Source organism: Kitasatospora sp. NPDC057542 (assembly GCF_042801945.1).
Lineage (GTDB): Bacteria > Actinomycetota > Actinomycetes > Streptomycetales > Streptomycetaceae > Kitasatospora.
In genome coordinates this window covers 1-8,784 of the sequence record NZ_JBHVFE010000381.1, presented here as the reverse complement: position 1 = coordinate 8,784, position 8,784 = coordinate 1, and the positions used below count along the sequence as shown (strand labels likewise).

At 71.3% G+C, this 8,784-nt stretch carries 3 protein-coding genes; 1 reads left to right on the top strand and 2 read right to left on the bottom strand.

What is annotated here, in order from left to right; genetic code table 11:
• Nucleotides 1-51: 51 nt before the first annotated feature.
• Both ACFU7Y_RS33505 and ACFU7Y_RS33500 read right to left on the bottom strand, forming a co-directional pair.
• The gene (locus ACFU7Y_RS33505) at nucleotides 52-6,204 is read right to left on the bottom strand and encodes a DNRLRE domain-containing protein (protein WP_380770628.1); all 6,153 of its coding nucleotides are present in this window, start codon (nucleotides 6,202-6,204) and stop codon (nucleotides 52-54) included.
• A gap of 203 nt (nucleotides 6,205-6,407) precedes the next feature.
• Nucleotides 6,408-7,403 carry a helix-turn-helix domain-containing protein gene (locus ACFU7Y_RS33500; RefSeq protein WP_380770627.1) on the bottom strand — a complete coding sequence of 332 codons (996 nt, stop codon included), beginning with the start codon at nucleotides 7,401-7,403 and terminating at the stop codon, nucleotides 6,408-6,410.
• 230 nt (nucleotides 7,404-7,633) lie between these two features.
• Here ACFU7Y_RS33500 and ACFU7Y_RS33495 point away from each other — a divergent pair, with 230 nt between their 5' ends.
• Nucleotides 7,634-8,203, top strand: a complete 570-nt coding sequence (locus ACFU7Y_RS33495) for a hypothetical protein (RefSeq protein ID WP_380770626.1) — start codon at nucleotides 7,634-7,636, stop codon at nucleotides 8,201-8,203.
• The last annotated feature ends 581 nt before the right edge of the window (nucleotides 8,204-8,784 follow it).

Genomic DNA, 8,784 nt, shown 5'->3' with positions numbered 1-8,784 from the left:
GGCCCGGGGACGTAGCCCGGGCCGGGCCGGCCGAGTTGCGACGTGGTGCGGTCAGTACCTGGTGGTGACCTTCACCAAGGGGACCGGGATGTTGTACCAGTGCCGGTGCCAGAAGCCGAATTTGATGTTCACTCCCCGGCTGCCGTGGCGGATGTTCGCCAGTTGGATCGCCAGGCCGAGGGCCTTGGCCGCCGTGCCCGCCCACTTCAGGACCTGGGAGATCAGCCGCACCCCCCGGTGCGGGATGTCCACGAGGAGCGCGGAGATGAACTTGGCGATGCTTCCGCCCACCTTCAGCTGCAAGGAGAGACTGGCGGCGCGCTTCTTGGACAGGTGGACTGTCCAGCTCTTCACCCAGCTCAGACCGGTCAGGTCGTCCATGGTGATCGGGTCGACCGGGTAGCCGTAGGCGTTCGGCGAGCCCTCCAGGACCGGGTCGGTCTGCAGGAACCGGCCGGTGGTCGAGTCGTACAGGCGCACGCCCATCAGGGTGAGGCCGGAGAGGCTGTCGGCTTCGCGCTGCTGGCCGCCGAGCCAGCCGTACTCGGCCGAGCCGGTGGCGTCGACGACGTTGCCGTACTCGTCGTAGTGGTAGACGGCGAGGTCCTCGGTGCCGTCCGGGGACATCTGGACGGACACGTCGCCGTGCAGGTTGGTCAGCAGCAGGATCGCGCCGCCGTCGGTGCCGGTGGCGGCGGTGAGCTGGCCGGTGAGGTCCTGGACGTTGCGGGTGAGCTTGCCGGCCGCGTCCTTGGACCAGGTCGGGCTGTCGTTGCCGCCGTCGAAGTGCTTGGTGTCCTGCGCGGTGACGGTCCAGGTGCCGTCGGTGCTCTTGGTCTCTGTGGTGGAGAGGGCGAGGCGGCCGGAGGCGTCCAGGTCCCAGGTCTTGCGGGTGTCGCCGAGGGTCTCGGTGCGGACCAGGTCGTTGGTGTAGTAGCCGACCTGGGTGCCCTTCGGGAGGGCGGTGGTGCGGCCGAAGGCGTCGTACACGTAGCCGGCGTCGGTGAGGCGGTCGGCGGTGTCGTAGCCGTGGTTCTCGGCCCGGGTGACGGCGTCGGCGGTGGCCGGGTCGCAGTCGTCGGTGACGCTGGTGCGGTTGGTCCGGTTGCTGCTCTTGTCGAACGCGTAGCTCCGGGTGGCGCAGGCCAGGCCGGTGCTGTCGGCGGCCTTGGTGAGGCGGCCGGTGGCGTCGTAGGTGTAGCTGCTGGTGGTGCTGTTGCCGTCGCTCTGAGTGCGGCCGGCCTGCTGTCCGTGGACGGTGTAGTCGGCGGTGTCGGCGAGCAGGACGGTGCCGGCCTGGTTGGTGTAGGTCTTGCCGGTCTGGATGCCCTGGCTGTCGTAGGTGCTGGTCAGGGTGTTGCCGCCGGGCATGGTCTGGGTGACGAGGCGGCCCTCGACGTCGTAGGTGGCGGTGAAGGTGCCAGCCACCGAGTCGGTCAGGGAGGTGGGCAGGCCGCGCGGGTCCTTGGCGGTGTCGTAGCCGTAGGTCACGGTGGAGGGCACCGAGTCGGACTTCTTCACCGGGCGGTCGAGCTTGTCGTACTCGGTGGTGGTGACGTTGCCGGCGCCGTCGTCGTAGGAGACCTGGCGGCCGAGCTTGTCGTAGCCCTGGGTGATGGTGGCCTTGCCGTTGTTGATCGAGGCCTGCTGGCCGGTGGCGGGGTCGTAGCCGAGCACGGTGTCGGCGAGGGCGGTGCCGGTGCCGCCGGTGGTCGAGATCTTCACCGGGCGGCCGGCCGCGTCGTAGCTGCGGGTGGTGGTGCGGGTGACGCCGTTGGCGGTCTCGGTCTGGACCGTGACGTTGCCCCAGCGGTCGTACTGGAAGGTCTTCGTCGGCAACTGCAGCGGGTTGGTGCCGCCGCCGGCGATCTGCGCGGCCGGGGCGATCGAGCAGACCAGGTCAGCCCACTCGGGGTGACCGGCGCACGGGCCGGTGCCGTTCGGGCCGTAGTACGAGGTGACCGTGGTGGCAGCGTCGGAGCCGGTGGAGTTCGGGCGGCTCTGCGAGGTCACCCGGCCGGCGTTGTCGTAGCCGGTGGTGGTGGTGATCTTCAGGCCGGCCGGGTCCTGGACGGACGTGGTCGGCAGGCCCTGGGCCCAGTCGTAGCCGGTGGTGGTGGTGCGGGTGTCGGCGTCGGCGGCGTAGCCGTCGATCCGGGCGCCGACCGTCGCCGAGGTGGTCATGTCGCTGACCGCGGCGCCGGCGGGGCGGCCCTCGTCGTAGGCGCTGACGGTGTGGGCGCGGGCCGGGGCCTCGGCGCCGGCCGCGAGGGCCGGGCTGGTGCCGGAGGCGGCCAGGGCGTGCTCCAGGGTGACCAGCTGCAGCGGCCCGTACTGCTCGGTGAGGCGCTTGCCGTCGGCGGAGTAGAGCGAGGTCGAGGAGAGCACCTGGGCGCGGTCGGCCGTCGAGCGGCCGGCGATCCCGAGGGCGCGCAGCTTGTTCAGGTCGCCTCCGGTGGTGGCCAGGGCGAGGATGCGGTTCTCCGCGGAGAGCGTGCGCACCGGGCTGCCGTAGGCGTTGTACTCGGTGGTGGTGATGGCGCCGCCGGGGGTGGCGGTGTTGACCTCGCGGCCGGAGGCGTTGGTGTACGTCAACGTGGCGCGGTTGTAGCCGGCGGTGCCGAGCGCCTTGCCGTCGTGGGTGGCCGGGACGGCGTCAGGCGGCAGCACGGCGGTGGCGTCGGTCGGGGCGTCGCTCTGGCCCCAGGCCGCGACGTCGGACGGCGCCAGCGGGTAGGGCGCGTTGGCGCCGCTCAGCGGGACGTCGTAGACCATCGAGGTGGTCGCGGTGCCGTCGGTGACGTCCTTGCTGCCCTGCTTGAGGGAGGGACGGGAGGCGGCGAGCAGCATGCCGTCGCCGGCGGTGGCGGCGTTGCCGGCCTTGCCGTACTCCAGGGTCCACGGCAGTTCGCCGGGCTCGGTGACGGTGGTGACCCGGCCGGTGGCGTCGTAGGTGTACGCGGTCTTCAGTGCCGGGCTGATCTGCGGGTCCCAGACCTCGCGCAGCCGGCCCTGGTCGTCGTAGGCGTACTGCGAGACGACGACGGGGGTGGCGGTGGTGGTGCCGGGGTCGGTGGACCACAGGCGGATCTGCTTCACCTGGCCGGCCGTGTCGCCCAGGGCGGACGCGGTGGCGGTGGTGGTGTCGGCGTAGACGTACTCCAGTACCCGGCAGCCGACCGTGGACGGCACGGCGGCGCAGTTGGCGGAGGCGGTCGCCGAGGTGGGCGCGACCACGTACTTCGGGCGGGCCAGGGTCTTGCCGCCGGTGACGACCTTCTCCGAGACCACGGAGGTGGTGGAGTTGTCGCTGGGCAGCGAGGAGCCGGAGGCCTGCCAGGTGGTAGCGGCCGGGTCGACCTTGGCGAAGGTGACCGTCGTGCCGGCGGTGTCCTTCAGGGTGAAGGCACCGGTGAGCGCGCCGGTGAGGGTGAGGCTCTCGGCGCCGGGCTCGGGCTTCCAGCCGTCGGCGCCGGTGGCGGTGAAGCCGGTCTCGGAGCCGTCCGCGGAGACCACCGCCAGGGAGGTCGCCGAGGTCTGGCGGACGTAGGAGTAGTCGGCGTCGGTGATCTCGGCAGTGGTGCCGGAGCTCCACTGCGGACCGAAGATCGCCGCCTGACCTTCTCCGGTCACCCCTGCGTCAGGGGTACGCGATGAGTGGAAACGGCTCGCCGAGAGGCCGAAGGCCGCAGCGTCGTTCGCGGTCAGCTCGGCGTTGCCGGTCAGCGTGTTGACGGTGGCGGGGCCGACCTGGGCCTCCGGGGCGTCGCCGGCCCGGCGGTCGATAGCAATGGTGTTCGGCTCGGTGGCGTCGATGGCGGTGCCGTCGGTGAACACCGCCCGCACGTCGACTGGGCCGTTCTCGGCCAGGGTGTCGGTGATGTTCCAGGTCAGCGCGGTCGGCTTGCCGCCGGGAGCGGCGAACGGCCAGGCCATCACCGCCTTGCCGTCGGTGGTGGTGACGTTGGCGACCGGGACGTCCTTCCAGGCGTCCGTCTCGCCGCGGCGGTACTGGTAGCGCACCCCGGTGTAGGTGCTGTTGCCCTCCGCCTGCAGCGAGGTGCGGCGGGCCGGGCGCTCGCCCGCGCCGGGCGCGACCAGGGCGGAGCCCTTTCCGGCGTAGAAGGCGTAGGTCTTGTCGGCGGAGACGTTGCCCGCGGCGTCCCGGCTGTGCGCGGTGACGGTGTGGGCGCCCGCCTTGAAGGTCAGCTTGGCGCTGACCGGCGTGCCGGTGGTGGCCGCGGTGACCCAGGCCCCGCCGTCCAGCTTGTACTGGACGTCCTTCACGTCGCCGGTCGGCGGAGTGAAGGTGAAGGTGCCGCTGTAGTCGCCGTTGGCGTCCGAGGTGCCCGCCCACTGGCCGGCCGGGAAGTCACCGGAGGAGACGGTCGTCGCACCGGGAACGGTCGTGTCCACCGTGAAGGTGCGGAAGGCGGACCAGGCACTGTTGGCGGTGCCGTCCCAGGAACGCGAACGCCACTTGTAGGCGCCCGGTGCCAGCTTGGTGCCCGGGGTCCAGGTGAACGTCGAGCCGGAGGCGGCCATGGCGGTGCGCCCGGACTGGAGGGCCGCGGTGCCGGCGGAGGTCCAGACCTCGAAGTCGAGGGCTATGTTGCCGCCGTCGGGGTCCGTCGACTTGGCCGACAGCGTCGGCGTGGAGTCGCCGGTGAGCGCGGCGTCGGCCGGGGAGACCAGGCTGGAGACGGCCGGCGGGGTGTTGTAAGTCACCGACAGGTACGGCGTGTTGGACGACGCGTTGCCGGAGTTGAACTTCTTCCAGCCGTACGGGTCGGATTCGTCCGTGGCCCGGATGCCCAGGGTGTTGTTGGCGTTTCCGTTGGCGGCCCAGGCCTTGACCAGGCTGGTGATGTCCTGGTTCACCCAGCCGTCGTTGCAGGAGCTGGAGTAGCCCTTGGTCGCCGTGGACGTGGCCCACTTGTTGTGCCAGCCGGGCTGGGCGGTCCAGCGGGTGGCCGTGGTGGCCGTGCCGGTGTCCCAGACCTCCCAGCTCTTCGCGGTGCAGGACCAGCTGTGGAAGTTCCACAGGTTGAGCTTCCCGCCGGTGATCTGCTTCCCGCTGATCTTCGCCATCGGGAACTGGAGGAAGGAGCGGGCCCTCTGGCCGGAGCCGTTGTTGCCCAGCTTCAGCTCGGTCTGCGAGGACACGTCGGTGCCGTTGCCCTCTTGCACGAAGGTGTCGAAGCCAACGCCGATGTTGACCGCCGGGTCGATCGTCACCGGGTACGTGGTCTTCGGGTCGTTCAGGAACGCCGCGTCCGGGGTCAGCGTCAGGTCGATCGCGTTCCCGTCCTGGGTGACCTTCAGCGCGACCGGCGCGGTGCGGGTGTGCTCGCCGCTGCGCTCGTCGACCCGCGCGTCCCACATCACCGGGGCGGGCAGCTGGCCCTTCTCCTCACCGGTCTTCGGGTCGAGGAAGGAGACCGAGTTGTCCGTGTTGTGGCGGGCCTGGAGGCCGGCCGCGTCCAGGGTCAGCGTCACGCTGCCGTTGGCGGCCACCGCCGAGCGGTCCTTGAGCTCCAGGAACTGCTCGAAGCCGGTCCGGGTGGACTCGATGACCAGGTCGGTGGCGGTGAGCGCGTTCGCGTAGCGGGCCTTGGCGCCGTCCACCGTGGGCTCGGGCAGGGCGCCGCGCCAAGACAGCGACATGGCGGTGCCGTTGCCGTTGTCCAGCGAGACCAGCGGAGTGGTCGGGGCCTTCGCGTCCCCGGCCGGGGCACCGGCCGCCTTGAACTTCGACGCGGCGGCGGGCGGGGTGGCGCCAGCCAGCGACAGGTTCAGCGGGTGGCCCTTGGCCTTGACACTGCCGTCCGACTGCCGGGCGAGGTCCACGTCGATCGGCTGGAGCTTGCCGGACCTGTCCTTGTAGCGGACCGGGCCCGAGGCGAGGTCCAGGGTGGTGGTGCCGTCCGGGTTGATCCAGGTGGTGGTCGACTCGGTGCGCTCGTCCACCACCTCGATCCGGCGGTTCTCCAGCCGGGCCTTGAGGTGGGCGGTGGCCAGATCCTTGGCCTCCGCCGGACCCTGCGCCTCGACGGGCTTCGGGGACTGCTCCAGGGTGACGGCCACGGCCTGACCGGTCGTCATGATGACGGCGGCGGCCTCGGCGGCGAGCACCACGGCCAGGGCGACGGCGGTGTTGCGCAGGACACCGTTGCGACGGCGAGCTGCGTGTATGGATGACACGTTTGCCCGGGCGCGGGGCCAGGGTGGCGTGCCGGTCGGGTGGGACATGGACTCCCCTGTCCTGTCGACGACGTCGGATCTGGTGGGCGGATCGTCGTGCTGATGCGCCCGTGCCCACCGCTCGAAGCCTGCGGCGGACACGTCATCAGCTTTCCGAAGGACCAAGTTGGTTGTCGCTAGCAGTCAGTCCACGATCACTTCGCTCAGAGTCCACCGCCGGCCGTCGCGGCGCCGTAGCGGAAGTCGCTAGGCGCCAGGCCGTACGCGCCGCGGAAGGCGCGGCTGAAGTCGGCGGCGCGGGGGAACCCGCAGCGGGCCGCGATGACGTGGACGGGGGTGGCAGCCAGGGCCGGGTCGGCGAGGTCGCGGCGGGCCCGTTCAAGGCGCTGGCGGCGGATCCAGGCGGCGACCGTCTCCTCCTCGCCCTCGAAGAGGCGGTGCAGGTAGCTGACCGAGATGTGGTGCGCGGCGGCGACGGCACCGGGGTTGAGGTCCGGCTCGTGCAGGTGGGCGCGGACGAAGGCCCGGACGCGCTGAACCAGCGCCCGGCGCCGGCTCTCCGGCGGTACGGCGCCCTCGGCGTCGAGGTGGTGGGCGAGCAGCGCCGACACCAGGTCGAGGGCCGCGGCGCCCAGCCGGGGCGCGTCACCGGCGCGGTAGGCGCCGGTGTCGGCGGCGATGCCGTTGAGCAGCTGGACGAGCAGGGCGCCCACCCCTTCGCCCCCGGGCATCCGGCGGGCGATCAGCCCGGCTACCTTGTCCGGTGGCAGCGGCAGCGCCTGCCGGGGAACGGTCAGCCAGGCCCCGCGGATCCGCTGGCGCGGATCGTCGGTGTTCGCCTGGAGGAGGGAGGGCCGGGTGCTGTCCTGCAGGACCAGGTCGTGCGGGTGGTACCCGCCGAGGCTGTCGGAGCGGACCGCGGACGTGGCGTCCTCGAAGGGAAGCGAGAGCAGGTACAACTCCGGGTCGGTGGACGAGCGGACCAGGCCCGGTGGCCGGCGTGCGGTGACCGGCGGGTGCTCCATCGTCCACAGCACCAGGTCGCCGAGCGGCAGGACGCGCACCTCGGCCCGGAAGTCTGCCGTGTGCTCGGTGCGGGCATCGAACGGTGCGATCATCCGGGTGAGTTGATCCCGCCAGTGGTCGAAGCGGTCCGGCGGTTCCACGTCCTCGGTCCGGTACACCGTCTCCTCCAGCATGCCCGCCCTCCCCGACTCGCGCTTCTGGTAAGGGCATTGTCACATCGCGAACGGTCCGATTCAGGACGGCCCGCGGGGCACCCGGCGCTGCCACTCCCGGGCGAACACCACCGATCCGCCCAGCGCCCGCAGCTGGACGACGCTGATGAAGTGCCCGTCGTCGCAGAGCAGTTGGATGCGGACCTGGACGGTTACCTCCCAGCCGATCTCGGGCCGGCACCACCACGCCCGTGACCGCCGTGGCCGTCTCCCGTCAGAGCAGCGGCCTCAACCTCGCCTTCATCGCCAGCAACGGCATGTGTCACACCCTGGGCGGGGCCAACGGCAGCTGGCATCCCATCGCCTCCCTCGGCGGCGTCATCGGGAACGTCACCGGAACCAGCATCAGCGCCGCCCCCGTCGACACCGACGCCCAGTTCGCTATCCCCACCACCGACAAACAAGGTCTTGCTCACCGCCCGCCACACCGACAACACCCCGGGCCACCCCCGAAACCCTCGACCTCACCTCCATCCCCGGCGACCACCCCGGAACCAGTGCTCGGTGCGGGCAGCCGGACCGATACGGGCGGAGCCGACGCGGTCGGCGAGGTCGGCGGCAAAAGCGTGGGCGGCACAGCAGAAATCGCCAACTCGATGGAGGCGGCCGACGCCGGGGATGAGGCCGTGCCGGACGTACCGGGACCGCAAGCCGTTGGCCATGGCGAGGAGCAGACCCACGGCGGAAGCCGCCACCGCCTTCGGCATAGTGCGTACGCTGCACTCAGGACGGGGCATCAGGCCAGCCTAGGCAACTGGTGATCTTGACCCGCTGATGAGCGCCTCGTCGGCAGCAACGAGTTCGCCTTCGGCGGCCGCGGTTGTCTCTCCGTGGGGCTGTCGGTACCGATACCCCGGCCTCGGGCATCGGCCCGGCCACTCTTCGGCTTCCCGGCTGGTCATGGTCCTTGTATATCGGTGAGCCAGGACAGCCTGCGGCCGATTGGGTGTCCCTCAGAGCGGTGGTCTTCCCGGCCCTCGTTCTGCGGGTCACCCGCCGGGGTGATTGGAGATGAGTTCGGTGCTTCGCTTCAGCCGGCGGATCCAGGAGCGGATCGCCACGGGTGATCGGCGCGATGCGACATGGTTACGCGTTCGCCGCCATGACACTGCTTGGCCTACCTGCGGAGTTACCCGCCGAGGTGCCCTGAGTGGCGACCTGGGTGGCGCAGCAGTTCCTCCGACCGGTGTTGCTCGTTGCGGTCGCGGCGGGCCGGAAGAGCGGCAACGGTCTAGTGCTGTGACCGGATACGTTCGCCGGGTTGCTGGATCACGCGGCGAGGAGGGGTCTGCCGCCCCATCGGATGCCCTTCTCGCTGCGGACGCGGGCGCGCTCGCGGCGT

Excerpts from the sequence above, each read along its gene's own strand:
- ACFU7Y_RS33500 (WP_380770627.1), bottom strand. The coding sequence starts at position 7,403 with ATGCTGGAGGAGACGGTGTACCGGACCGAGGACGTGGAACCGCCGGAC.